The 24,932-nt window shown below is 71.9% G+C and carries 18 protein-coding genes and 2 pseudogenes; 6 read left to right on the forward strand and 14 right to left on the reverse strand.

The genetic code is table 11. The features are described from left to right. From AC07FJ_RS32790 to AC07FJ_RS32800, 3 genes and pseudogenes are all read left to right on the forward strand, one after another. Positions 1–192 (forward strand): annotated as a pseudogene (locus tag AC07FJ_RS32790) (2-oxoacid:ferredoxin oxidoreductase subunit beta); the annotation flags it as partial. Between the two features lie 286 nt (positions 193–478). Next, on the forward strand, positions 479–1,426 hold the full coding sequence (gene rarD, locus AC07FJ_RS32795) for an EamA family transporter RarD (RefSeq protein ID WP_479052899.1): 948 nt from the start codon (positions 479–481) through the stop codon (positions 1,424–1,426). A 406-nt stretch (positions 1,427–1,832) separates the two neighbouring features. Continuing rightward, complete coding sequence (locus tag AC07FJ_RS32800) at positions 1,833–3,155, forward strand: M28 family peptidase (RefSeq protein ID WP_479052833.1); 1,323 nt, start codon at positions 1,833–1,835, stop codon at positions 3,153–3,155. Positions 3,156–3,219: 64 nt separating this feature from the next. Here the strand turns inward: AC07FJ_RS32800 and AC07FJ_RS32805 are convergent, their stop codons facing one another. Then, entirely contained in the window at positions 3,220–4,401 is a 1,182-nt protein-coding gene (locus AC07FJ_RS32805; protein WP_479052834.1) for a LolA family protein, read from the reverse strand. Positions 4,402–4,536: 135 nt separating this feature from the next. After that, a complete protein-coding gene (locus AC07FJ_RS32810; RefSeq protein WP_479052835.1) occupies positions 4,537–5,547 on the reverse strand; it encodes a polyprenyl synthetase family protein in 1,011 nt (336 codons plus the stop codon). Positions 5,548–5,730: 183 nt separating this feature from the next. Here AC07FJ_RS32810 and AC07FJ_RS32815 point away from each other — a divergent pair, with 183 nt between their 5' ends. Then, entirely contained in the window at positions 5,731–7,749 is a 2,019-nt protein-coding gene (locus AC07FJ_RS32815; protein WP_479052836.1) for a CocE/NonD family hydrolase, read from the forward strand. Positions 7,750–7,807: 58 nt separating this feature from the next. After that, positions 7,808–9,046 (forward strand): fumarylacetoacetase, encoded by a 1,239-nt coding sequence (gene fahA / locus AC07FJ_RS32820; protein WP_479052837.1) that lies wholly within the window; start codon positions 7,808–7,810, stop codon positions 9,044–9,046. A 320-nt stretch (positions 9,047–9,366) separates the two neighbouring features. Here the strand turns inward: fahA and AC07FJ_RS32825 are convergent. Both AC07FJ_RS32825 and AC07FJ_RS32830 read right to left on the reverse strand, forming a co-directional pair. Beyond that, a pseudogene (locus tag AC07FJ_RS32825) lies at positions 9,367–10,002 on the reverse strand (dioxygenase family protein); the annotation flags it as partial. A 45-nt stretch (positions 10,003–10,047) separates the two neighbouring features. Continuing rightward, positions 10,048–11,196 carry an AraC family transcriptional regulator gene (locus AC07FJ_RS32830; protein WP_479052838.1) on the reverse strand — a complete coding sequence of 383 codons (1,149 nt, stop codon included), beginning with the start codon at positions 11,194–11,196 and terminating at the stop codon, positions 10,048–10,050. A gap of 138 nt (positions 11,197–11,334) precedes the next feature. On the opposite strand from AC07FJ_RS32830, the gene AC07FJ_RS32835 reads away from it, so the two are divergent. After that, positions 11,335–11,883 carry a hypothetical protein gene (locus AC07FJ_RS32835; RefSeq protein ID WP_479052839.1) on the forward strand — a complete coding sequence of 183 codons (549 nt, stop codon included), beginning with the start codon at positions 11,335–11,337 and terminating at the stop codon, positions 11,881–11,883. Positions 11,884–11,962: 79 nt separating this feature from the next. Here AC07FJ_RS32835 and nuoN read toward each other — a convergent pair whose 3' ends face one another. The 10 genes from nuoN to nuoE are packed head-to-tail and all read right to left on the reverse strand — an operon-like array spanning position 11,963 to position 24,930. Continuing rightward, on the reverse strand, positions 11,963–13,627 hold the full coding sequence (gene nuoN, locus AC07FJ_RS32840; RefSeq protein ID WP_479052840.1) for an NADH-quinone oxidoreductase subunit NuoN: 1,665 nt from the start codon (positions 13,625–13,627) through the stop codon (positions 11,963–11,965). Next, the gene (locus AC07FJ_RS32845; protein ID WP_361428320.1) at positions 13,624–15,195 is read right to left on the reverse strand and encodes an NADH-quinone oxidoreductase subunit M; all 1,572 of its coding nucleotides are present in this window, start codon (positions 15,193–15,195) and stop codon (positions 13,624–13,626) included. Before AC07FJ_RS32845 ends, nuoN begins: the two co-directional genes overlap by 4 nt. A 5-nt stretch (positions 15,196–15,200) precedes the next feature. Next, positions 15,201–17,141 (reverse strand): NADH-quinone oxidoreductase subunit L, encoded by a 1,941-nt coding sequence (nuoL, locus tag AC07FJ_RS32850; protein ID WP_479052841.1) that lies wholly within the window; start codon positions 17,139–17,141, stop codon positions 15,201–15,203. 11 nt (positions 17,142–17,152) lie between these two features. After that, complete coding sequence (gene nuoK, locus AC07FJ_RS32855) at positions 17,153–17,452, reverse strand: NADH-quinone oxidoreductase subunit NuoK (RefSeq protein ID WP_064070011.1); 300 nt, start codon at positions 17,450–17,452, stop codon at positions 17,153–17,155. After that, positions 17,449–18,309 (reverse strand): NADH-quinone oxidoreductase subunit J, encoded by an 861-nt coding sequence (locus AC07FJ_RS32860; RefSeq protein ID WP_479052842.1) that lies wholly within the window; start codon positions 18,307–18,309, stop codon positions 17,449–17,451. The genes nuoK and AC07FJ_RS32860 overlap by 4 nt, the downstream gene beginning before the upstream one ends. Continuing rightward, the gene (nuoI, locus tag AC07FJ_RS32865; protein ID WP_479052843.1) at positions 18,306–18,929 is read right to left on the reverse strand and encodes an NADH-quinone oxidoreductase subunit NuoI; all 624 of its coding nucleotides are present in this window, start codon (positions 18,927–18,929) and stop codon (positions 18,306–18,308) included. Before nuoI ends, AC07FJ_RS32860 begins: the two co-directional genes overlap by 4 nt. Then, a complete protein-coding gene (gene nuoH, locus AC07FJ_RS32870; RefSeq protein ID WP_479052844.1) occupies positions 18,922–20,280 on the reverse strand; it encodes an NADH-quinone oxidoreductase subunit NuoH in 1,359 nt (452 codons plus the stop codon). The genes nuoI and nuoH overlap by 8 nt, the downstream gene beginning before the upstream one ends. Then, positions 20,277–22,775, reverse strand: a complete 2,499-nt coding sequence (locus AC07FJ_RS32875; RefSeq protein ID WP_479052845.1) for an NADH-quinone oxidoreductase subunit G — start codon at positions 22,773–22,775, stop codon at positions 20,277–20,279. The genes nuoH and AC07FJ_RS32875 overlap by 4 nt, the downstream gene beginning before the upstream one ends. Then, positions 22,772–24,115, reverse strand: coding sequence for an NADH-quinone oxidoreductase subunit NuoF (gene nuoF, locus AC07FJ_RS32880; RefSeq protein ID WP_479052846.1), 1,344 nt, complete (start codon positions 24,113–24,115; stop codon positions 22,772–22,774). The genes AC07FJ_RS32875 and nuoF overlap by 4 nt, the downstream gene beginning before the upstream one ends. Further along, entirely contained in the window at positions 24,115–24,930 is an 816-nt protein-coding gene (gene nuoE, locus AC07FJ_RS32885; RefSeq protein ID WP_479052847.1) for an NADH-quinone oxidoreductase subunit NuoE, read from the reverse strand. Before nuoE ends, nuoF begins: the two co-directional genes overlap by 1 nt. Positions 24,931–24,932 lie beyond the last annotated feature (2 nt).

Raw genomic sequence — 24,932 nt, forward strand, 5'->3', positions numbered from 1 at the left:
GCCTTCGCGCTCTCCCGCCTCGCCGACCCCGACACCCTCCACCACACCCCCATCGGCGTCTTCCGCAGCGTCGACCGCCCCGTCTACGACACACAGATGGCCGACCAACTCGACGCCGCCATCGAACACAAAGGCAAAGGCGACCTCGCCGCACTGCTGACCGGCGGCGACACCTGGACGGTCGTCGGATAGAGACAGCCGGGCACGGCCGTCGCCGTGCGCGCAGGAAGGGGCGTCCTCCCGAGGGCGCCCCTTTTCCGTGCCCGCATACGGGTCGGCCGCGCTGCGGCACCCGCCCGTGCGTCATGACCGTATCGCGGTACGGACATGACAGGGTGGCCCGCCCGGCGCTACCTTTCTTCAGCAGGCCAGGGCGTGGCAGGGCAGGGGCGGTCGGGACAGGAGGCGATCAGTGGCGGCGAAAAGCGGTGGCGGCGATCAGCGGGCGGGGCTCTTCTACGGGATCGCGGCCTACGGCATGTGGGGCCTGGTCCCCCTCTTCTGGCCCCTGCTGAAGCCCTCGGGCGCCATCGAGATCCTGGCCCACCGGATGGTGTGGTCGCTCGCCGTCGTCGGCATCGCCCTGCTCGCGCTGCGCCGCTGGGGCTGGATGCGCGAGCTGCTGCGGCAGCCGCGGAAGCTCGGCCTGATCGCGGTCGCCGCGGCCGTGATCACCGTCAACTGGGGCCTGTACATCTGGTCCGTGAACACGGGCCATGTGGTGGAGGCGTCCCTCGGTTACTTCATCAACCCGCTCGTCACGATCGCCATGGGCGTCCTGCTGCTCAAGGAGCGGCTGCGGCCGGCCCAGTGGGCGGCGGTCGGCACCGGCTTCGCGGCGGTGGTGGTCCTGACGTTCGGGTACGGGCGACCGCCGTGGATCTCGCTGACGCTCGCCTTCTCGTTCGCCGTGTACGGCCTGGTGAAGAAGAAGGTCAACATCGGCGGCCTGGAGTCGCTGGCCGCGGAGACGGCGATCCAGTTCCTGCCGGCGATGGCGTATCTGGTCTGGCTCGGCTCCCAGGGCACGCTCACCTTCGGGGCGGAGGGCGCGGGGCACGCGGCGCTGCTCGCCGCGACGGGCGTGGTGACCGCCGCGCCGCTGGTCTGCTTCGGTGCGGCGGCGATACGGGTACCGCTGTCGACGCTGGGGCTGCTGCAGTACTTGGCGCCGGTGTTCCAGTTCCTGCTGGGGGTCGTGTACTTCCACGAGGCGATGCCGCCCGAGCGGTGGGCGGGCTTCTCGCTGGTGTGGCTGGCGCTGACGGTCCTGACGTGGGACGCGCTGCGGACATCGCGGCGTACACGGGCGGAGGCACTGCGCCTGGCGAAGGCCAAGGCGGCGGACGAGGCAGCGGCGGCCGCAGCCCGGCCGGAGGATGCAGCGGCGGCGCGGGTGCCGGAGGACAGGGCGCCGCGGCTCTGAGTCCCCTCACCCCGCCCCTTCCCCAACCCAACCAAGGGGCTCCGCCCCCAGCCCCCCCCGTCGGGGCGGGGCCAAAAGCCCACCCCCTAGCGGGATTCGGCCGGTGTCCGGCATCCGGACGAGGCGTGCGGCATAGCGGGCGGTGCTGGGCCGCGTCGAGGTGTCTCGGGGCGAGGGGCTAGCGGCACGTGGGGCGGCCGGCGGAACCGCCTCGTAACCGACAGCGACGTGGAGCGTCCGGTCATCGAACACCTGTGTCCGGAACACGCTCTTGACGTCGAGTCAACGTCTCGCTGAACATTCAGCACGCACGCCGCACCAGAAGCTCCTGCGCCCCGCGCCACCACGGCCGCGGGGCGTCTCGCACGTTCCGTTCCATCCCCGTACGGAATCCCGGAGCCCCCACATGAAGCTCTCCAGAGGAACCGCCGCGTCCGCCGCGGCACTCGCCGTCGCCGGGCTGATAGCCACGGCGGCCCCCGCCACCTCCGCCCCGCCGACGGCCGCTGCGGCTGCCGCTGCCGCCGCCGCGCCCGACATACCCGTCGCCAACGTCAAGGCGCACCTCGCCCAGTTCCAGTCGATAGCCACCGCCAACGGCGGCAACCGCGCCCACGGCCGCCCCGGCTACAAGGCGTCGATCGACTACGTCAAGGGCAAGCTGGACGCCGCCGGGTTCACCACCACCGTCCAGCAGTTCACGTACAACGGCACCACCGGCTACAACCTCATCGCCGACTGGCCCGGCGGCGACGCCAACCAGGTCCTGATGGCCGGCGCCCACCTCGACTCCGTCTCCTCCGGCGCCGGCATCAACGACAACGCCTCCGGTTCCGCGGCCGTCCTGGAGGCCGCGCTCGCCGTCTCCCGCGCCCAGTACAAGCCCGCGAAGCACCTGCGCTTCGCCTGGTGGGGCGCGGAGGAACTGGGCCTCGTCGGTTCGAAGTACCACGTCAACAACATGCCGAGCGCCGAGCGCGCCAAGATCGCGGGCTACCTCAACTTCGACATGATCGGGTCGCCGAACCCCGGCTACTTCGTCTACGACGACGACCCGACGATCGAGAAGACCTTCAAGGACTACTTCGCCGGGCTCGGCGTGCCCACCGAGATCGAGACCGAGGGCGACGGCCGCTCCGACCACGCCGCCTTCAAAAACGTCGGCATCCCGGTCGGCGGGCTGTTCACCGGCGCGAGCCGTACGAAGACGAGCGCGCAGGCGCAGAAGTGGGGCGGCACCGCCGGTCAGGCCTTCGACCGCTGCTACCACTCGTCCTGCGACACCACGGCGAACATCAACGACACGGCGCTCGACCGGAACAGCGACGCGCTGGCGCACGCCGTGTGGACGCTGTCCGCCGGGACGACGCCGCCGCCGACCGGTGACACGTACGAGAACACCGCCGACGTCGCCATCCCGGACAACGGCCCGGCCGTGACCTCGACGGTCACCGTCTCCGGTCGCACCGGCAACGCCCCGGCCGCGCTGCGCGTCGGCGTCGACGTCGTCCACACCTGGCGCGGGGACGTGGTGCTCGACCTCGTCGCCCCGGACGGCACGGCGTACCGCCTGAAGAACTCCAGCTCCTCGGACTCGGCGGACAACATCCAGACGACGTACACCATCGACGCGTCGAGCGAGGCCGCGAACGGCGCCTGGAAGCTGCGGGCGCAGGACGTGGCGGCCCAGGACACCGGTTACATCAACGCCTTCCGGCTCACGTTCTGAAGCCGAAGGGGCCGTACGTGGGCGGCGGACCCGCCACCCACGTACGGCCCCGACGCGCGCGCGGCTACTTCTCGGCGTTGGCCACGGAGAGCAGCTTCTCCGGGGTGACGGCGCCCGCGTACAGCCGGCCGTCGTCCGTCAGCAGGGCGTTCACCAGCCGGGTCTTGAAGACCGTGCCGGTGCCGAACTTGCCCGAGACCTTGTCGCCCAGGGCGTCCAGGAAGGCACCCGCCTCCGCCGGCGCCTCCTCGCGGCCCGCGGCCGCCTTGCCGTCCGCGGCCGCCTCGCCGCCCGGGGCGTTCAGTGAGGCGACGGTCGTCCAGCCCTCACCGATGACCTTGAGACCGCCCTCGAGGTCCGCGAGGCCCTCGAATTCCTTCGCGAGCTCCTCGGGCAGCTTCTCCCCCGCCGGATCCTGCGCCTCCTGCGGCGCCTCCGTCACCTTCGCGCCCTGCGGGAGCGCGAACGTCGAGCCCGCCGGCGTACCGAAGTCGACCTTCGTGAAGCCGACGTCGATGGCCGCCTTGCCGCCGTCGCTCGGCGTGAGCGTGAACTTCAGCGGCACGCCCTTCTCCGCGTCCACCGCCACCCTGATCGAGCCGATCGTCGACCCCGAGTCGCTCTGCTTCGGCTTGATGAGCAGCTGGTACGCGTCGCGCCCGGCGATCCGGGAGGTGCCGTCGACCGTCACCGAGGTCGTGTCGTCGACGGCCTTCAGCGCCTGGTCGGCGAGGTCCTTGGGGGTGGCCGGCACCTCGTGGTCGGGAGCCGTGCCGGAGCCCTGCCCGGCCTCCGAGGAGTGGACCGCCTCCTTCGACGCGCCGTCGTAGGCCCAGACGTCCTTCCCGTTGCGTATCAGGCTGTACTCGGCGGCGTCGTCCACGAAGGTCAGCCGCTGCTTGTCCGGGCCGTCGGCCGCCACCCTCAGGGTGTGCGTGCCCGAGGCGAGCTCCATGAGCTTCCCGCTCTCGTCACCGCCGGCGCCTCCCAGGGCGCCGAGCGACGGAAGCCCCAGGTCGGCGGTGACCTTCACCGTGCCGGACAGGCGCTGTACGTCCGAGGCGGCGATCTTCTCCACCAGCTGCTGTGCCGTGATCTCCGGCAGCTCGGGGTCCCCGGCCGCCGCGAGCGCCGGGACGAGCCCGATCGTCGCCGCCGCCACCCCCGCCACCGCGACCGGAACGGCGTACCGCGCCATGGTCCGGCGCCCCGCGCTCTCGTTCGGTGCGCTGTCGTTCGGTGCCATGTGTGCCTACCTCCGTGGTCAGCGATCCATCTGGATCCATCTGACCAAGGCGGCGCCCCGGAGGCGTCAGCCCCCGGGCTCAACTTCCGTACTGCTGAAGGATGACCCGGACCCTGAGAGCCCCGCGCACGGCCCCTAACCCGCCCGGTGCACCACCAGGTCGCACAGCTCCTCGAGCGCCGCCTTCGCGGTGCAGTCGGGCAGCGGGGCCAGCAGGGCCCGCGCCTCCTGCGCGTACCGGATGGTGTCCCGGCGCGCGAGTTCCAGCGCCGGGTGGACGCGCAGCCGGCGCAGGGCCTCCGCGTGCCGCTCGTCGTCCGTGAGGTCGCTGTCCAGCAGCGCCACCAGCTCGTGGTCCGCCGCCTCGCCGGAGGCCGCCGCCATCGCGCGCAGGTGCAGCACCGGCAGCGTGGCGATGCCCTCGCGCAGGTCGGTGCCGGGCGTCTTGCCGGACTCGTGGGAGTCGGAGGCGATGTCCAGCAGGTCGTCGGCGAGCTGGAAGGCGACGCCGAGGCGCTCGCCGTACTGCGTGAGGATGTCGACGACCCGCTCGTCGGCGCCCGACATCATCGCGCCGAAGCGGCCCGAGACGGCGATCAGCGAGCCGGTCTTGCCGGCGATGACGTCGAGGTAGTGCTCGACGGGGTCGCACCCGTCGCCCGGGCCGGCCGTTTCCAGGATCTGTCCGGTGACCAGGCGTTCGAAGGCCTCCGCCTGGATGCGTACGGCCTCCGGCCCGAGGTCCGCCAGGATGTGTGAGGCGCGTGCGAAGAGGAAGTCACCCGTGAGGACGGCCACCGAGTTGCCCCAGCGGGCGTTGGCGCTGGGCACCCCGCGCCGCACGTCGGCCTCGTCCATGACGTCGTCGTGGTACAGCGTCGCCAGGTGCGTGAGCTCGACCACGACGGCCGAGGGGACGACCCCGGGGGCGTACGGGTCGCCGAACTGCGCGGCGAGCATCACGAGCAGCGGACGGAAGCGCTTGCCCCCGGCCCGTACCAGGTGCTGGGCGGCCTCCGCGATGAACGGCACGTCGCTCTTGCAGGCATCGAGGAGCCCGGCCTCGACCGCCGCCAATCCGGTCTGGACATCGGCTTCAAGAGCCTGGTCCCGCACGCTCAGCCCGAACGGCCCGACTGCGGTCACGAGGAGATCTCCTGTCTGCTGACGATCACACGGATTGTCGATGTGTCGCTGGATTCACTCAAGTCAGCGTATCCGGTCGCCTTTCGATCACCATGGGCGCCTTCCCGCCACCCCCGGTATGTTCGGGATGGGTAGATTTGCCAGCCAATATGCGGTTTTTTCGGAACTCCGTGAGGCCTCTCCATGCGCTTCCGCACCTCCTTCCCGTACGAGACGACCCACGAGGACGTCCGGATCGCGCTGCCGGACAGCACCCGCCTGTACGGCCGGATCTGGCGCCCGCTGACGGACGAACCGGTGCCCGCGCTGCTGGAGTACGCGCCGGACCGGCTGACCGACGCGACCGCCGCCCGCGACGCGCAGCGCCACCCTTGGTACGCGGGCCACGGCTACGCCTCGGTACGGGTGGACGCGCGCGGGTACGGCAACAGCGAGGGCGTGCCGAAGCTCACGCAGGACCTCGCGGACGCGGCCGAGGTCCTCAACTGGCTCGCGGACCGGCCGTGGTGCAGCGGCCGCGTCGGCATGATCGGCATCGGCCCCGGCGCGACCATCGCCCTCCGCCTCGCCGCGCTCCCCGCACCCGCCGCGCTCCCCGCCGCCGCGCTCCCCGCACCCGCCGCCTCCCCGGCCTCCGGCCCGCTCGGCGCGGTGGTCGCCGTCTGCGCCGAGGACGACGCCCCGCAGACCACCGGGTACGACCACGGCCACGACCACGGTCACGGCCACAGTCACGGCCACGGCCACGGCCACGGCCACGGCGCCTGGCTCGCCCGCGTCGCCTGCCCGCCGGACCCGCACTACGTCGGCGATCTGTGGCGCGAGATGTGGCTGGCCCGCCTGGAGGCGCTGGACCCGGCCGGCGAGCCCGCGCTCCCGCCGTACGAGCCGGAGGCCATCGCCGTGCCCGTCCTCGCCGTCGGCGGCCGGCACGCCCCGCACCGCGCCACCGTGCTGCGGCTCGTGGAGCGCCTGCCGCGCGACCGGGTACGCGGCATCCTGGGGCCCTGGCCGCTCCAGTACCCGGACCAGGGCCTGCCGCCCGGGCCGGCGATCGGCTTCCTCCAGGAGACCCTGCGCTGGTGGGAACACCACCTCAAGGGCGTCGCCAACGACGTCATGGCCGCGCCGCTCCTGCGCTCCTGGATCAGCTCCTCCCACCCGCCCGCGACCGCGCCGCCCGAGCTGCCGGGCCGCTGGGCGGGCGACGACGCCTGGCCGTCGCCGCGGGTCACACCGGTCGCGTACGCACTGCAGGGCCCGCCCGTCGTCGTCCGCTCGCCGCTCCACACCGGCCTGGACGCCGGACGGCCGGTTCCCCGCGGCGGTGACGCCGACCTGCCGCCCGACCAGCGCGCCGACGACGCCTGCTCGGCCTGCTTCGACTTCCCCGTACCGGAGGACGGCCCACCGGTCGAGGTCCTCGGCAGCCCCCGGGTCACCCTGGCCGTGCGCCCCCACGCCCCCGCCGAGCGCGCGCAGGTGACCGCCCGGCTCTGCGACGTGGCGCCCGGCGGCGCTTCCACCCTCGTCGCGCGCGGCGCCTCCGCCACCGGGCCGGGTGGTGAGTACGTCTTCGACCTGGGTTCCATCGCCCACGCCTTCGCGCCCGGGCACCGCGTACGGCTCGCGGTCTCGTCCGCGTACTGGCCCTGGGTCCGGCCGCACCCGGAGGCCGGGGGCTTCACGCTCGACCCGGCCGGCAGCGCTCTCGAACTCCCCCTGCGCACGCCCGCGAGCGACGACGGCGTGGCCTTCGAACCGCCGGAACAGGCCGAGCAGCTCGGCGTCCGCCACCCCGCCACCCTCGACGACGCGCAGCGCCCCGCGCTCCTGCTCGTCCGGGACGTCGCCCGGGGCGAGTGGCGCCTGGAGGCCAACGCCCCCTGCGGTGACGGCGCCGGCTCCGGCGGTGGCGGTACGCGCGTCCACCCCGACGGCCTCGAATTCGGCGAGTACGCCGTGGAGACGTACACCGTCACCGACGGCGACCCGCTCTCCGCCCGCAGCCGCGCCGAGCGGACGTTCCGCTTCCACCGCCCGGACCCGGACCAGCTGTGGAACGTCACCGTCGACACCCGCTCGGAGACCGCCTACGAGGCCGGCCACCTCGTCACCACCGACGAGGTCGTCTGCGCCCAGGGCCCGGAAGTCCTCTTCCACCGCACCTGGGTCGGACGCAAGGGCCCTACGGCCGGATGATCACCGCGGCACCGTCGTAACGTGTCCCCCACACACGTGGAAAGCGAGGCAAGCACCGATGCCCGAGCAGTCCGAGCAGCACAGCCCGCTCGACCTGGCCGAAGGCGACCCCTTCGGCCCGCACAACCTCCCGTACGGCGTCTTCAGCACCGCCGACGAGCCCGCCCGCCGCCGGCTCGGCGTCCGCATCGGCGACCACGTCCTGGACGCGGGCGCGGCGGCCCTGGCGCTGGGCTCGCCGTACGCGGCGCTGCTCGCGCAGCCCAGCCTGAACCCGCTGCTGGCCGCGGGCCGCACCGCCTGGCGCGATGTCCGCCGGGCCCTGACCGCCTGGGTCACCGTGCCGGCCCACCGCGCGGACATCGAGCCCCTGCTGCACCCCCTGGCCGATGTCACGCTCCACCTGCCGTACGAGGTCGCGGACTACGTCGACTTCTACGCCTCCGAGCACCACGCCACCAACGTGGGCCGGATGTTCCGCCCGGACGGCGAGCCACTCACGCCCAACTGGAAGCACCTGCCGATCGGTTACCACGGCCGCTCGGGCACGGTCGTGGTCTCCGGCACCGAGATCACGCGGCCCTCCGGCCAGCGCAAGGCGCCCGCCGATCCGGCGCCGGTCTTCGGGCCGTCCGTGAAGCTGGACATCGAGGCCGAGGTCGGCTTCCTCGTCGGTACGCCGTCGGGGCTGGGCGAGCCGGTCGCGCTCGGCGACTTCCGCGACCACGTCTTCGGGCTGACGCTCCTCAACGACTGGTCGGCGCGCGACATCCAGGCGTGGGAGTACGTGCCGCTGGGCCCCTTCCTCGGCAAGTCCTTCGCCACCTCCGTGTCCGCCTGGGTCACGCCGCTGGAGGCGCTGGACGCCGCCCGCGTCGCGCCGCCCGCGCGGGACTTCCCGGTCCTGCCGTACCTGGACGACAGCGCGGAGGAGGAGCCGGGCGGCTTCGAGCTGCACATCACGGTGCGGATCAACGGGGAGGTCGTCGCCGAGCCGCCGTTCGCCACGATGTACTGGACGGCCGCCCAGCAGCTGGCCCACATGACCGTCAACGGCGCCTCGCTCCGTACGGGCGACCTGTACGGCTCCGGTACGGTCAGCGGCCCCGAGGTCCACCAGCGCGGCTCGCTGCTGGAGCTCACCTGGAACGGGCAGGAGCCGATCGAACTGTCCACCGGCAAGCGCACGTTCCTGGAGGACGGCGACGAGGTGACGCTCACCGCGTGGGCGCCCGGCCCGGACGGGGTGAAGGTCGCGCTGGGCGAGGTGACGGGCCGGATCGCCCCCGCCCGCTAGGGGGTGTCTTGTCGATCAGGCCGGATCAGGGAGCGGCGTCTGGTGCCGTGGCTCGCAAGGCGGAGGAGGGAGCCACTGCGGTGGGGGCACCCCCGTGCCCGCAGGGCTACGGGGGCCATTGGCGACCGACGACAACGCGGCGTGGGGGCACCCCCAGGCGAAGCTCTGGGGGAGCGGTGCCAGGCGTCGCGAGCCCGGCAAGATCGGCAAGACACCCCCTAGGCAACCGTGCCCGGTCCTGCCTGTGGCAGGCAGGCAGGACCGGGCAACGGGCCGGGTGCACCTCCTCACGCACCCGCGTACGCACCTACGTACCGCTAGGGCACGTTCAGTACGAAGTCGAACGCCGCCTCCCGCGCGCCCCCGGTGCCGCGCACCGTCATGAGCAGGCGCGGGTCGAAGAGCGGGTCGGTGTTGTTGCGCGGCTCACCCGGGAAGTACAGCTGCGTGGTGAGCACGGGCCGCCCGGGCGCCTGCACCTTGACGTGGAGGTGCCGGGTCCGGCCCGGGTAGAGGCCCGGCACGATGGTGGTGAGCGTGAACGCGCCCTGCGCGTTGGTGAACTGGTGGCCCCGGAAGCGGAAACCGGCGTTGTCGTACGCGCCGTTGGCGTCGGCCTGCCAGAAGTCCAGCAGGACGCCGCCGAGGGGCCGGCAGGAGAGGGCGAAGACGTACCCGGTGAGGCTGAGGCGTACGCCGGGGGTGGTCGGTCCGACCAGGGACGTGCGGCGCGGTGAGTTGGGCTTGAAGTACGGGCCCTCCATTTGCGGCGGGGTCGGGTCGTCGCCGTCGTCGCAGGAGGGGGTCGGTTCGAGGGTGGCCGCCGGGTCGGCGGAGGCCGTCAGGGTGCGGGCCAGGGCCGGTACGCCCATCAGCGCCGCGGGTGCGGCGATTCCGGCGGTGACCGCGGCGCGCAGCACCGCTTTGCGGCTGGGGCGCCCGGGGATCTCTGCCATGCCTGCTCCTCCTCGTGGGGGGCGGTCGTGGGATCGGCACCGAACTTATGCGGGCCGCCCGGGCGGGGCGATGGACTCGATCCGGTGGTCGTGGTGAATATCGCCGCCGCGCCGGAAGTCGCCCGGACTCACGCCCGTCTCGCGCCGGAAGAAGCGGCAGAAGTACGCCGGGTCCGCCATGCCGACGCGCAGCGCCACCTGACGTACCGTCAGATCGGTCCGGGCCAGCAGCCGCTTGGCCTCGTGCGTACGGGCCTCGCGGAGGAGTTGCCCGGGGGTGCGGCCCGTGGCGGCCTTGACGGCCTCCGCGAGGTAGCCGGAGGTCACCCCGATGCGGCGGGCGCAGGCGTGCACCGACCACAGGTCCGGGTCGGTGGCGCCCGCGATGAGCCGCGTGAACTCCCCGGCCACCGCTCGGGCGCGGTCCGAGACGGGCGCCCGGGACGCTTCGCCGACGCCGCGCATCAGCGCCTCGGGCGCGGCTCCGGCCGACGGGCCGTCCAGCCGGGCGGCCCGTACGACGAGGACGTGGAGCAGCGCCCGCAGGACGGTCTCGAAGCCGTCTGCGCCCCGGCGGTACTCGTCGTCGAGGTCGGCCACCAGGCGGGACGTCCAGGCGTGGGCGTGGTCGCCCAGCGTCAGCCAGGGGCGCTCGCTCAGGCGTCGCAGGAGGTCCCGGTCGCCGGGGTGGTCGAGCAGGAAGTGCTCGGTGAACAGGATGACGGAGCCGGCCAGGCCGGTCACGTCCTGCCAGTGGTGCACCTGGCCCGGCGTGATGACGCACAGGTGCGGCGGGCGCAGCTCCCAGCGGGCGAGGTCGACGACGTGGGCGCCGGTCCCGGCGGTGACGTGGACGATCTCGTAGAAGGTGTGCCGGTGCGGGAAGGACGCCCGGGACATCGGTCCGATCGTGTCGAAGGTGCCGATGGCGAACGGCATCACATTGGGCATCGGCACGTCCAGGCGGTGCAGGGGCAGCGCCCCCGCCGCGGCCCCCGCACCGGCCCCCGCCTCGGCCCCCGCACCGGCCCCCGCCGCAGTCCCCGCACCGGTCTCCGCAGCAGTGCCCGCACCGGCGCCCGCCCCGGTCCCCGCCGCGGGTGACGCCGGTAAGGCGGGCAGCACCGTGGTCCCGCGCATCGTCCACTCCCTCCGCTCGCGCTTCATCAGGTCCAGACCAATCGCGGTCTCCACGATGGCACGCTCCCCGCCGCGGCGGAATGGGCCCTCAACCGGCCTCAGCCCAACGGGCCACCCGGGATGCGGCCTGGCGCGACTCCACCAAGGCTGGTCACGGCAGTCGCCCCGTCCCCTCACACTCCTGGAGCAGTCATGCGTCCCCGCCCCCTGATATCCGCCCTCGGTCTCGCCGCCGTCGCCGCGCTCTCGCTGGGCGCCGCCCCCGCCCCCGCCGCCCCCGCGGCCGGCGGCGGGGACGACCGGCTCCACCCCGACGTCGTACGGGCGTACCAGGCGACGAAGAAGTACCGCGACGAGTCCCTCGCCCTCAGGGACGGCTACGTACCGGATCCCGTGTGTGTCTCCTCCGAAGAGGGCGGCATGGGCTACCACTACGTCAAGGAAGACCACATCGGCTCGACCGACCCCACCCGGCCCGCCGCGCTGCTGTACGAGGAGAAGGACGGCAAGCGGAAGCTGGTCGCGGTGGAGTACCTGGTGGTCGACGAGGATCAGGACCTCAACACCGACGAGGACCGTCCGGAGATGTTCGGCGGCGTGCCCTTCCAGGGCCCGATGCTCGGCCACACGCCCGGCATGCCGATCCACTACGACCTGCACGCCTGGCTGCACAAGCCGAACCCGAACGGGGTGTTCGCCGAGTGGAACCCCCTGGTGAAGTGCCCCGAGCGGCAGTCCTGATCACGCCGCGCCCCCGCGACGCGCGTCGGCGGGGTGCCCGTGACCGGGCACCCCGCCGACGTACGCGTCGTCTCCGCGCTCAGCGGACGAAGACCCCCGCCTGTCCGGCCAGGTCGAGGAAGTACTGCGGCGCGACGCCCAGCACCAGGGTGACGGCGACGCCCACGGCGATCGTCGTCATCGTCAGCGGCGACGGCACGGCCACCGTCGGCCCCTCCGGCTTGGGTTCGCTGAAGAACATCAGCACGATGACCCGGATGTAGAAGAACGCGGCGATGGCCGACGAGATCACGCCGACGACCACCAGTGCCCCGGCGCCGCCTTCCGCCGCCGCCTTGAAGACGGCGAACTTGCCGGTGAAGCCCGACGTCAGCGGGATGCCCGCGAAGGCCAGCAGGAACACCGCGAAGACCGCCGCCACGAGCGGCGAACGCCGCCCGAGCCCCGCCCACTTCGACAGGTGCGTCGCCTCGCCGCCCGCGTCCCGCACCAGCGTGACGACGGCGAAGGCGCCGATCGTCACGAAGGAGTACGCCCCCAGGTAGAACAGCACCGAGGAGACGCCGTCGGGGGTGGCCGCGATGACACCCGCCAGGATGAACCCGGCGTGCGCGATGGACGAGTAGGCCAGCAGCCGCTTGATGTCGGTCTGGGTGATGGCGATGACCGCGCCGGCCAGCATGGTGACGATGGCGACGCCCCACATGACCGGCCGCCAGTCCCAGGTGAGCCCCGGCAGCACCACGTACAGCACGCGCAGCAGGGCGCCGAACGCGGCCACCTTCGTCGCGGCGGCCATGAAGCCGGTGACCGGCGTCGGCGCGCCCTGGTAGACGTCCGGCGTCCACATGTGGAACGGCACCGCGCCGACCTTGAACAGCAGCCCCATCAGCAGCATCGCGGTGCCGATGAGCAGCAGGACGTCGTTGCCCATGGTGTCGGCGAGCGCCGGGGTGACGGCCGTGACCGAGCCGTCGACGACGTCGGCGATGCGGGCGTACGAGACCGAGCCCGCGTACCCGTACAGCAGCGCGACGCCGAACAGCAGGAAGGCCGACGAGAAGGCGCCGAGCAGGAAGTACTTCACCGCCGCCTCCTGCGACATCAGCCGCTTGCGGCGGGCGACGGCGCAGAGCAGGTACAGCGGGAGGGAGAAGACCTCCAGCGCGATGAAGAGCGTCAGCAGGTCGTTGGCCGCCGGGAAGACGAGCATGCCGCCGACCGCGAAGAGCATCAGCGGGAAGACCTCGGTGGTCGTGTGCCCGGCCTTGACGGCGGCCTTCTCGTGCTCGCCGCCGGGTACGGCGGCGGCCTCGGCCGCGAACGAGTCGACCCGGTGCCCGTGGTGGGCGGGGTCGAGCCGGCGCTCGGCGAAGGTGAACACCGCGACGAGCGAGGCCAGCAGGATGGTGCCCTGCAGGAAGAGCGCGGGCCCGTCGACCGCGATGGCGCCCATCGCGGCGATGCCCGCCTTGGTGGAGCCGTAGCCGCCGGCGGCGAGGCCGACCACCGCCGCGAAGGCGGCGGCCAGCGCGACGACGGTCAGGAAGACCTGCGCGTAGTAGCGGGCCCGGCGCGGGACGAACGCCTCCAGGAGGATGCCCAGCACGGCGGCGCCCACCACGATCAGCGTGGGTGCCAGCTGGGTGTACTCGATGGTCGGCGCCCCGATCTTGTCGACGGCTGCCGGGTCGGCCGCCGTCGTCCACAGGCTGTGGACAGCCTCTGCGGCTGCTGCGTTCACTTGGCCGCCTCCACTTCGGGTGCCGGGTCCTTCTGCTGTACGTCCGACATGGTGTGCCGCACCGCCGGATCGACGATCTCGGTCACCGGCTTCGGATAGACCCCGAGGAGCAGCAGCAGCGCGATCAGCGGCGCGACCACCACCAGCTCACGGGCCTTGAGGTCGGGCATGGCCCGCACCTCCTCCTTCACCGGGCCGGTCATCGTCCGCTGGTAGAGCACCAGCGTGTAGAGCGCGGCGAGCACGATGCCGAAGGTCGCGATGACGCCCGCGACCGGATAGCGGGCGAACGTGCCCACCAGAACGAGGAATTCGGAGACGAACGGGGCGAGGCCGGGCAGCGACAACGTCGCCAGACCGCCGATCAGGAACGTCCCGGCGAGCACCGGCGCGACCTTCTGCACCCCGCCGTAGTCGGCGATGAGCCGCGAGCCGCGCCGCGAGATCAGGAACCCGGCCACCAGCATCAGCGCGGCCGTCGAGATCCCGTGGTTGACCATGTAGAGCGTCGCGCCGGACTGGCCCTGGCTCGTCATGGCGAAGATGCCCATGATGATGAAGCCGAAGTGGGAGATCGACGCGTACGCCACCAGGCGCTTGATGTCCCGCTGGCCGACGGCCAGCAGCGCCCCGTACACGATGCTGACCAGCGCCAGCACGATGATCGCGGGCGTGGCCCACTTCGACGCCTCCGGGAAGAGCTGGAGGCAGAAGCGGAGCATCGCGAAGGTGCCGACCTTGTCCACTACCGCCGTGATGAGCACGGCGACCGGGGCGGTGGCCTCCCCCATGGCGTTGGGCAGCCAGGTGTGCAGCGGCCACAGCGGCGCCTTCACCGCGAAGGCGAAGAAGAAGCCCAGGAACAGCAGCCGCTCGGTGGTGGCCGCCATCTCCAGCTCGCCGCTCGCCCTGGCCTCGGCGATCTCCGTGAGGGAGAAGTTCCCGGCGACGACGTACAGCCCGATGACGGCGGCGAGCATGATGAGCCCGCCGACCAGGTTGTAGAGCAGGAACTTCACCGCGGCGTACGACCGCTGGGCGGCGGCGTTCTCGTCGCTGCCCGCGTGGGCCCGGTCCCCGAAGCCGCCGATGAGGAAGTACATCGGGATGAGCATGGCTTCGAAGAGGATGTAGAAGAGGAAGACGTCGGTGGCCTCGAAGGAGAGGATCACCATCGCCTCGACGGCCAGGATCAGGGCGAAGAAGCCCTGCGTCGGCCGCCACCTCTTCGACTGGGTCTCCAGGGGGTCGGCGTCGTGCCAGCCGGCGAGGATGATGAACGGGATCAGCAGCGCGGTGAGCGCGATGAGCGCCACCCCGATGCCGTCCACGCCCAGTTCGTACCGCACCCCGAAGTCCTTGATCCAGGTGTGCGACTCGGTGAGCTGGTAGCGGTCGCCGCCGGGCTCGAAGCGGACCGCGACGTACGCGGCGAGCACGAGCGTGGCGAGCGAGACGAGCAGCGCCAGCCACTTGGCGGCCGTGCGACGCGCGGCGGGGACGGCGGCGGTGAGGATCGCGCCGACGGCCGGCACGGCCGCCGTCACCGTCAGGAGGGGGAACGACATCAGGGTCACACTCCCCTCATCAGCAGGGTCGCGGCGATCAGCACCGCCGTACCTCCGAACATCGAGACCGCGTAGGAGCGGGCGAAGCCGTTCTGCAGCAGGCGCAGCCGGCCGGACAGGCCGCCGAACGAGGCGGCGGTGCCGTTGACCACCCCGTCGACCAGGGTGTGGTCGACGTAGACCAGGGAGCGGGTGAGGTGCTCGCCGCCGCGCACCAGGACGACGTGGTTGAAGTCGTCCTGCAGCAGGTCGCGACGGGCGGCGCGGGTGAGCAGCGAGCCGCGCGGGGCGACGACCGGCACGGGCCGGCGGCCGTACTGCGCGTACGCGATGCCGACACCGATCAGCAGCACGACGACCGTGGAGGCGGTCACCGCGCCCGCGCTGATCGGGGGGTGGCCGTGTTCGAACTCGGTCACCGGCTTCAGCCAGTTGACGAACGCGTTGTTGAGCGAGAAGAGCGCGCCCGCGAAGACCGACCCGAAGGCCAGCAGGATCATCGGGATCGTCATGGACTTCGGCGACTCGTGCGGGTGCGGCATCTCGCCGGGGCGGACGTCGACGCCCGGCTCCACACTGGGCGCCTTGTCCGGGTCGGGGGCGGGCTGCCAGCGCTTCTCGCCGAAGAACGTCATGAGCATCACGCGGGTCATGTAGTACGCGGTGATGCCCGCGCCCAGCAGCGCGACGCCGCCGAGGATCCAGCCCTCCGTGCCGCCCTTGGCGAAGGCCGCCTCGATGATCTTGTCCTTGGACCAGAAGCCGGAGAGCCCCGGGAAGCCGATGATCGCGAGGTAGCCGAGGCCGAAGGTGACGAAGGTGACCGGCATGTACTTTCGCAGGCCGCCGTACTTCCGCATGTCGACCTCGTCGTTCATGCCGTGCATGACCGAACCGGCGCCGAGGAACAGCCCGGCCTTGAAGAAGCCGTGCGTCACCAGGTGCATGATCGCGAAGGCGTATCCGATGGGGCCGAGACCGGCCGCCAGGATCATGTAGCCGATCTGCGACATCGTGGAGCCGGCCAGCGCCTTCTTGATGTCGTCCTTGGCGCAACCGACGATCGCACCGAAGAGGAGCGTGACCGCGCCGACGACGGTGACCGCCAGCTGCGCGTCCGGGGCGGCGTTGAAGATCGCGCCCGAGCGGGTGATGAGGTAGACGCCTGCGGTCACCATGGTGGCCGCGTGGATCAGGGCCGAGACCGGGGTCGGACCCTCCATCGCGTCACCGAGCCAGGACTGTAGCGGCACCTGCGCCGACTTGCCGCACGCGGCGAGCAGCAGCATCAGCCCGATGGCCGTCAGCATGCCCTCGGACGTCTCACCGGTCGCGGAGAGCACCGGCCCGAAGGTGAAGGTCCCGAAGGTGGTGAACATCAGCATGATGGCGATGGACAGGCCCATGTCGCCGACCCGGTTGACCAGGAAGGCCTTCTTCGCCGCCGTCGCCGCGCTCGGCTTGTGCTGCCAGAAGCCGATGAGCAGGTACGAGGCGAGGCCGACGCCCTCCCAGCCGAAGTACAGCAGCAGGTAGTTGTCGGCGAGGACCAGCAGCAGCATCGCCGCGAGGAACAGGTTCAGATAGCCGAAGAAGCGGCGCCTGCGCTCGTCGTGGGCCATGTACCCGATCGAGTACACGTGGATGAGCGTGCCCACGCCGGTGATGAGGAGGACGAACGTCATCGACAGCTGGTCCAGCTGGAAGGCGATGTCCGCCCGGAAGCTCTCCACCGGCACCCAGCTGAACAGGTGCTGGTGCAGGGCGCGTTCCTCCGCGCCCCTGCCGAGCATGTCGAAGAAGAGCACCGCGCCGATGGCGAAGGAGGCGGCCGCGAGCAGGGTGCCGAGCCAGTGGCCGGCCTTGTCCAGCCGGCGGCCGCCGCACAACAGGACGGCCGCTCCGAGCAGGGGCGCCGCGACGAGCAGCGCGATCAGGTTCTCCACGATTCAGCCCCTCACAGCTTCATCAGGCTGGCGTCGTCGACCGAGGCCGAGTGGCGGGAACGGAACAGCGACACGATGATCGCGAGGCCGACCACGACCTCCGCGGCGGCGACGACCATCGTGAAGAAGGCGATGATCTGGCCGTCGAGGTTGCCGTGCATCCGGGAGAAGGCGACGAGCGCGAGGTTGCAGGCGTTGAGCATCAGCTCCACGCACATGAAGACGACGATCGCGTTCCGCCGGATCAGCACCCCGGCCGCGCCGATGGTGAACAACAGGGCGGCCAGGTACAGGTAGTTGACCGGATTCACTGCGCCTTCTCCTCCTCACGGTCAGGCTCGCGGTCCTGGGGCCGGGACGCCTGCGGCTCCGACGGCCCCCGCCCCAGACGCTCCTCGGCGCGCTGCTCCAGCGCCTTGAGGTCCTCCAGGGCCTCGCGCGAGACGTCGCGGATCTGGCCGCGGGCCCGCAGGGTCGGGCTGACGGTGAGCTCCGACGGCGTGCCGTCGGGCAGCAGACCGGGGATGTCCACGGCGTTGTGCCGGGCGTAGACACCGGGCGCCGGCAGCGGCGGCAGCTGCTTGCCCTCGCGTACGCGCTGCTCGGCCAGCTCCCGCTGGGTACGGGCGGGCTCGGTGCGCTCCCGGTGCGTCAGCACCATCGCGCCGACCGTGGCCGTGATGAGCAGCGCGCCGGTGATCTCGAAGGCGAAGACGTACTTGCTGAAGATCAGCGCGGCGAGGCCCTCCACATTGCCGCCGGCGTTCGCCGTGGCGAGGCCGTCGAAGGTCTTCAGCGAGGCGCTGCCGATACCGGCGATGAGCAGGATGCCGAAGCCCAGCCCGCAGCCGGCGGCCAACCAGCGCTGGCCCTTGATCGTCTCCTTGAGCGAGTCGGCGGCGGTGACGCCGACCAGCATGACGACGAAGAGGAACAGCATCATGATCGCGCCGGTGTAGACGATGATCTGGACGACGCCCAGGAAGTACGCGCCGTTGGCGAGATAGAAGACCGCCAGGATGATCATGGTTCCGGCGAGGCAGAGCGCGCTGTGCACGGCCCTCTTCATCAGGACGGTGCACAACGCGCCGATGACGGCGACGATGCCGAGCACCCAGAACTGGACGGCCTCGCCCGTGGACGTCGTAGACGCGGCAAGGGTGTTCATGCCCCGATCACCTTCTTCGAGGCGGGCTCTTCCTCGCCGAAGTCGGACTCCGCGTCCTGCGGCTTCTCGCCCTTGCTGACGGCGGCCTGCTGGACCGTGCCCGGCGCGGCCTCCGTCACCAGGCCCCGGTAGTAGTCCTGCTCCGTCATGCCGGGGTGGATGGCGTGGGGGCTGTCCACCATGCCCTCCTCCAGGCCCGCGAGCAGCTGCTCCTTGGTGAAGATGAGGTCCGCCCGGGTGGAGTCGGCCAGCTCGAACTCGTTCGTCATCGTCAGCGCCCGGGTCGGGCACGCCTCGATGCATAGGCCGCACAGGATGCAGCGGGCGTAGTTGATCTGGTAGACGCGGCCGTAGCGCTCGCCCGGGGAGTAGCGCTCCTCGTCGGTGTTGTCCGCGCCCTCGACGTAGATGGCGTCCGCCGGGCAGGCCCAGGCGCACAGCTCGCAGCCGACGCACTTCTCCAGGCCGTCCGGGTGGCGGTTGAGCTGGTGCCGGCCGTGGAAGCGCGGCGCTGTCGTCTTCTTCTGCTCCGGGTACTGCTCGGTCAGCCGCTTCTTGAACATGGCCTTGAAGGTCACGCCGAAGCCGGCGACCGGATTCTGGAAGTTACTGTCAGACACCGTCGGCCTCCTTTCCGTCACTTGTAGTGTCGGGCCCACCACTGACAATCAGCGCCCGGTCACCCCGGGGCCGTCGGCGCGGCACCGGCGGCAGGGTCTGCCCGGGCAGCGGCGGTACGGGGAAACCGCCGGCCATCGGGTCGAACTCGGCGGGCGGCTCGGCGGTCCGCTCCGCCCCCTTCGCCTTCTTGTCGCGGAAGACGTCGGCCACGAAGGAGATCAGCAGCACCGCGATCACCGCGCCCGCCACGTACAGCACGATCTGCTGGAACTCGTAGTTCTCGTTGCGCAGCGCGCGCACGGTCGCGACGAGCATCAGCCAGACGACCGAGACGGGGATGAGGACCTTCCAGCCGAGCTTCATCAGCTGGTCGTAGCGGACGCGCGGCAGCGTGCCGCGCAGCCAGATGAAGAAGAACAGCAGCAGCTGCACCTTGACGACGAACCAGAGCATCGGCCACCAGCCGTGGTTCGCGCCCTCCCAGAAGGTGGAGATCGGCCACGGGGCCCGCCAGCCGCCCAGGAAGAGCGTCACGGACACCGCCGAGACCGTCACCATGTTCACGTACTCGGCGAGCATGAACATCGCGAACTTGATGGAGCTGTACTCGGTGTTGAAGCCGCCGACCAGGTCGCCCTCGGACTCCGGCATGTCGAACGGGGCGCGGTTGGTCTCCCCGACCATCGTCACGATGTAGATGAGGAAGGAGACCGGCAGCAGGACGATGTACCAGCGGTCCGCCTGCGCCTCGACGATCGCCGAGGTCGACATCGACCCCGAGTAGAGGAAGACGGACGCGAAGGCGGCGCCCATCGCGATCTCGTAGCTGATCATCTGCGCGCAGGAGCGCAGCCCGCCGAGGAGCGGGTACGTCGAGCCCGAGGACCATCCGGCGAGCACGATGCCGTAAATGCCGACGGAGGCGACGGCGAGGATGTAGAGCATCGCGATCGGCAGGTCGGTCAGCTGCATCGTGGTGCGCTGACCGAAGATCGAGATCTCGTTGCCGGAGGGGCCGAAGGGGATCACGGCGATCGCCATGAACGCCGGGATGGCGGCGACGATCGGCGCGAGCACGTACACGACCTTGTCGGCCCGCTTGACGATCACGTCCTCCTTCAGCATCAGCTTGACGCCGTCCGCGAGGGACTGGAGGAGGCCCCAGGGGCCGTGGCGGTTCGGCCCGATGCGCAGCTGCATCCAGGCGACGACCTTGCGCTCCCACACGATGGAGAAGAGCACGGTGATCATCAGGAAGGCGAAGCAGAAGACCGCCTTGATGACGACCAGCCACCAGGGGTCGCGGCCGAACATGGACAGGTCTTCCGCCGCCAGCGTGTACGGGATCATGCCTCCACCTCCGTGCGCTCCGCGGAGATCGGGGTCGCGGCGCCGATGCGGACCAGGTCACCCGGGCCGGCGCCCAGGGCCGACAGGGCGCCGCCGGGGGTCGAGTTGAGCGGGAGCCAGACCACGCGGTCGGGCATCGACGTCACCCGCAGGGGCAGTTCGAGCGAGCCGGAGGGGCCCGTCACCGCCAGCAGGTCGCCGTCCTTGACGCCGGTCTCCGCCGCCGTGGCCGCCGAGAGGCGGGCGAGGGAGGCGTGGCGCGTACCCGCCAGGGCCTCGTCGCCCTGCTGGAGGACGCCGAGGTCCAGCAGCATCCGGTGACCCGCCACCACGGCCTCGCCCGCGCCCGCGAGGGGCAGCGGGCGGCCGGACGCCACCGGGTCGGAGGCGCGCGTGCCGTCCCAGGCGCCGAGCCGGTCCAGTTCGCGGCGTACCGCCTTCACGTCCGGCAGCGCGAAGTGCACGTCCATGGTGTCGGCCAGCATGTGCAGCACGCGGGCGTCGGCCGGGGCCAGCGCGCGCGTCATGTGCTCCGGCTTCAGCGCGGCCTCGAACATCCGCACCCGGCCCTCCCAGTTGAGGAAGGTGCCGGACTTCTCGGCGACCGCGGCCACCGGGAGGACGACGTCCGCCCGCTCCGTGACCTCGCTCGGCCGCAGCTCCAGCGACACGACGAACGCCGCGTCGAGCGCCTCCCGCGCGCGTGCCGGGTCCGGCAGGTCCGCGACCTCGACACCCCCGACGAGCAGGGCACCCAGCTCGCCGGTGGCGGCGGCCTCCACGATCTGGCCGGTGTCGCGCCCGTAGCGGTGCGGCAGTTCCCGTACGCCCCAGGCGGTGGCGACCTCCTCCCGCGCGCGCGGGTCGGTGGCGGGGCGCCCGCCCGGCAGCAGCGAGGGAAGCGCACCCGCCCACAGGGCGCCGCGCTCCCCCGCCCGGCGCGGGATCCACACCAGCTCCGCCCCGGTCGCCGTCGCGGCCCGTACGGCGGCGGTCAGCGCGCCCGGCACCGCGGCCAGCCGCTCGCCGACGACGAGCACCGCGCCGGGCTGCCGCAGCGCCTCGGCGGCGGCGGTCCCGTCCGCGTCCAGCCCCGTGCCCAGGGCCAGCGCGTCGAGCCACTCGGTCTCGGTCCCGGGCGCGGCCGGCAGCAGCGTGCCGCCCGCCTTCTCCAGGCCCCGGGTCGCGTGCGAAGCGAGGGCGAAGGTCCGCTGGCCGCGCTTGCGCCAGGCCTTGCGCAGCCGCAGGAAGACGCCCGGAGCCTCCTCCTCCGCCTCCAGCCCGGCCAGCAGCACCGCCGGGGCCTTCTCCAGCGAGGTGTACGTGATCCCGTGCCCGTCCAGGTCCTTGCCGCGTCCGGCGACGCGTGCGGCAAGGAAGTCGGCCTCCTCACTGCTGTGGACCCGCGCCCGGAAGTCGACGTCGTTGGTGTCGAGGGCGACGCGCGCGAACTTGGCGTACGCGTACGCGTCCTCGACCGTCAGCCGGCCGCCCGCCAGGACACCGGTGCGCCCCCGGACGAGCCCGCGCGCGGCCGCCTCCAGGGCCTCCGGCCAGGAAGCGGGCTCCAGCCGACCCGTCTCGGAGCTGCGTACCAGCGGCGTCGTCAGCCGGTCGCGCTGCTGCGCGTACCGGAAGGCGAACCGCCCCTTGTCGCACAGCCACTCCTCGTTGACCTCCGGGTCGTTCGCGGCGAGCCGCCGCATGACCTTGCCGCGCCGGTGGTCGGTGCGCGTGGCGCAGCCGCCCGCGCAGTGCTCGCAGACCGACGGGCTGGAGACCAGGTCGAAGGGGCGGGAGCGGAACCGGTACGCCGCCGAGGTCAGCGCGCCGACCGGGCAGATCTGGATGGTGTTGCCGGAGAAGTACGACTCGAACGGGTCGCCCTCCCCGGTGCCGACCTGCTGGAGCGCGCCGCGCTCGATCAGCTCGATCATCGGGTCGCCCGCGACCTGGTTGGAGAAGCGGGTGCAGCGCGCGCACAGCACGCACCGCTCGCGGTCGAGCAGCACCTGCGTGGAGATCGGCACCGGCTTGGCGTACGTCCGCTTCTGCCCCTCGAAGCGGGAGTCGGCCTGGCCGTGCGACATGGCCTGGTTCTGCAGCGGGCACTCGCCGCCCTTGTCGCAGACCGGGCAGTCCAGCGGGTGGTTGATGAGCAGCAGCTCCATCACACCCACCTGCGCCTTCTCGGCGACCGACGAGGTCAGCTGCGTCTTGACGACCATGCCGTCCGTGCAGGTGATGGTGCAGGACGCCATCGGCTTGCGCTGGCCCTCGACCTCGACGATGCACTGCCGGCAGGCGCCGGCCGGGTCGAGGAGGGGGTGGTCGCAGAACCGGGGGATCTCGATGCCGAGCTGCTCGGCGGCCCGGATCACCAGCGTCCCCTTGGGGACGGAGATCTCGACCCCGTCGATCGTCAGCGAGACGAGGTCCTCCGGCGGGACGGCAGCCGCGCCGCCCCCGGCGGGGTTGGACGCCATGACGGTCATGCCGTCACCTCCACGTGGTTGTCCGCCCAGGCGGTCGACTTGGCCGGGTCGAAGGGGCAGCCCCTGCCCGTGATGTGCTGCTCGTACTCGTCGCGGAAGTACTTCAGCGAGGAGAAGATCGGCGAGGCGGCGCCGTCGCCGAGGGCGCAGAACGACTTGCCGTTGATGTTGTCGGCGATGTCGGCGAGCTTGTCGAGGTCGCTCAGGGCGCCCTTGCCCGCCTCGATGTCGCGGAGCAACTGCACCAGCCAGTACGTTCCCTCGCGGCACGGGGTGCACTTGCCGCACGACTCGTGGGCGTAGAACTCGGTCCACCGGGTCACGGCCCGCACCACGCACGTCGTCTCGTCGAAGCACTGCAGCGCCTTGGTACCGAGCATCGAGCCGGCGGCGCCCACGCCCTCGTAGTCGAGCGGCACGTCGAGGTGCTCGTCGGTGAACATCGGCGTGGACGAGCCGCCGGGCGTCCAGAACTTCAGCCGGTGGCCGGGGCGCATGCCGCCGCCCATGTCGAGCAGCTGGCGCAGCGTGATGCCGAGCGGCGCCTCGTACTGGCCCGGCGAGGCGACGTGGCCGCTGAGCGAGTACAGCGTGAAGCCCGGGGACTTGTCGCTGCCCATCGACTTGAACCAGTCCTTGCCCCGGTTCAGGATCGCGGGAACCGACGCGATGGACTCGACGTTGTTCACCACAGTGGGGCACGCGTAGAGACCGGCGACCGCGGGGAAGGGGGGACGCAGCCGGGGCTGGCCACGACGGCCTTCGAGCGAGTCGAGCAGCGCGGTCTCCTCACCGCAGATGTACGCGCCCGCGCCCGCGTGCACGGTGAGTTCGAGGTCGAGTCCGCTGCCGAGGATGTTCGTGCCGAGGTAGCCCGCCGCGTACGCCTCCCGCACGGCCTCGTGCAGCCGGCGCAGGACGGGGACGACCTCGCCGCGCAGGTAGACGAAGGCGTGGTTCGACCGGATCGCGTAGCAGGCGATCACGATCCCCTCGATGAGGGAATGCGGGTTCGCGAAGAGGAGCGGGATGTCCTTGCAGGTCCCGGGCTCCGATTCGTCGGCGTTGACAACAAGATAGTGCGGCTTGCCGTCGCCCTGCGGGATGAACTGCCACTTCATGCCGGTGGGGAAGCCCGCGCCGCCCCGGCCGCGCAGGCCGGAGTCCTTGACGTACGCGATGACGTCGTCGGGCGACATGGCGAGGGCCTTGCGCAGCCCCTCGTAGCCGTCGTGCCGCTTGTACGTCTCCAGCATCCAGGAGTGCGGATCGTCCCAGAACGCCGACAGGACCGGCGACAGCAGCTTCTCGGGGCTGGTCATCTCGGTGGCCAACGTCATCACTCCCCCTCCTCGGTGACCGGGCCGGACGGGTGCTGCGGGTCGGAGGCCGAGGTCGGCTGCGGCGCGTCATGCGAGCTGAGGTGCCCGGAGCCGGGCGCCGGCTCGTCCTGCGGGGCCTCGCCGCGCGGGTGGACCACGCGCGCGCCGGGTGCGGCCTCGCCCTTGGCGAGCCGGAGCCCGACGAGCGAGGCGGGGCCCGCGCCGCCCGTCGCCTCGACCGCGCCGGGGCGCTCGTCCGGGAAGCCGGCCAGGATGCGGGCGGTCTCCTTGTACGTGCACAGCGGCGCGCCGCGGGTCGGGGTGACCGGGCGGCCGGCGCGCAGGTCGTCGACGAGCCGCTTGGCGGTCTCGGGCGTCTGGTTGTCGAAGAACTCCCAGTTGACCATCACCACGGGGGCGAAGTCGCAGGCGGCGTTGCACTCGATGTGTTCGAGGGTGACCTTGCCGTCCGGGGTCGTCTCGTTGTTGCCGACGCCGAGGTGCTGCTTCAGCTCGTCGAAGATGGCGTCGCCGCCCATGACGGCGCACAGGGTGTTGGTGCACACCCCGACCTGGTAGTCCCCGGAGGGCTTGCGCCGGTACATGGTGTAGAAGGTGGCGACGGCGGTGACCTCGGCGGTGGTCAGGCCGAGGGTCTCCGCGCAGAACCGCATGCCGGTGCGCGAGACGTAGCCCTCCTCCGCCTGCACCAGGTGCAGCAGCGGCAGCAACGCGGAGCGGCTGTCGGGGTAGCGGGCGACGATCTCCTTGGCGTCCGCGTCCAGCCGGGCCCGCACCTCGGCGGGGTAGTCCGGGGCGGGGAGCTGCGGCATCC

This window comes from Streptomyces sp. NPDC045998 (genome assembly GCF_056430285.1).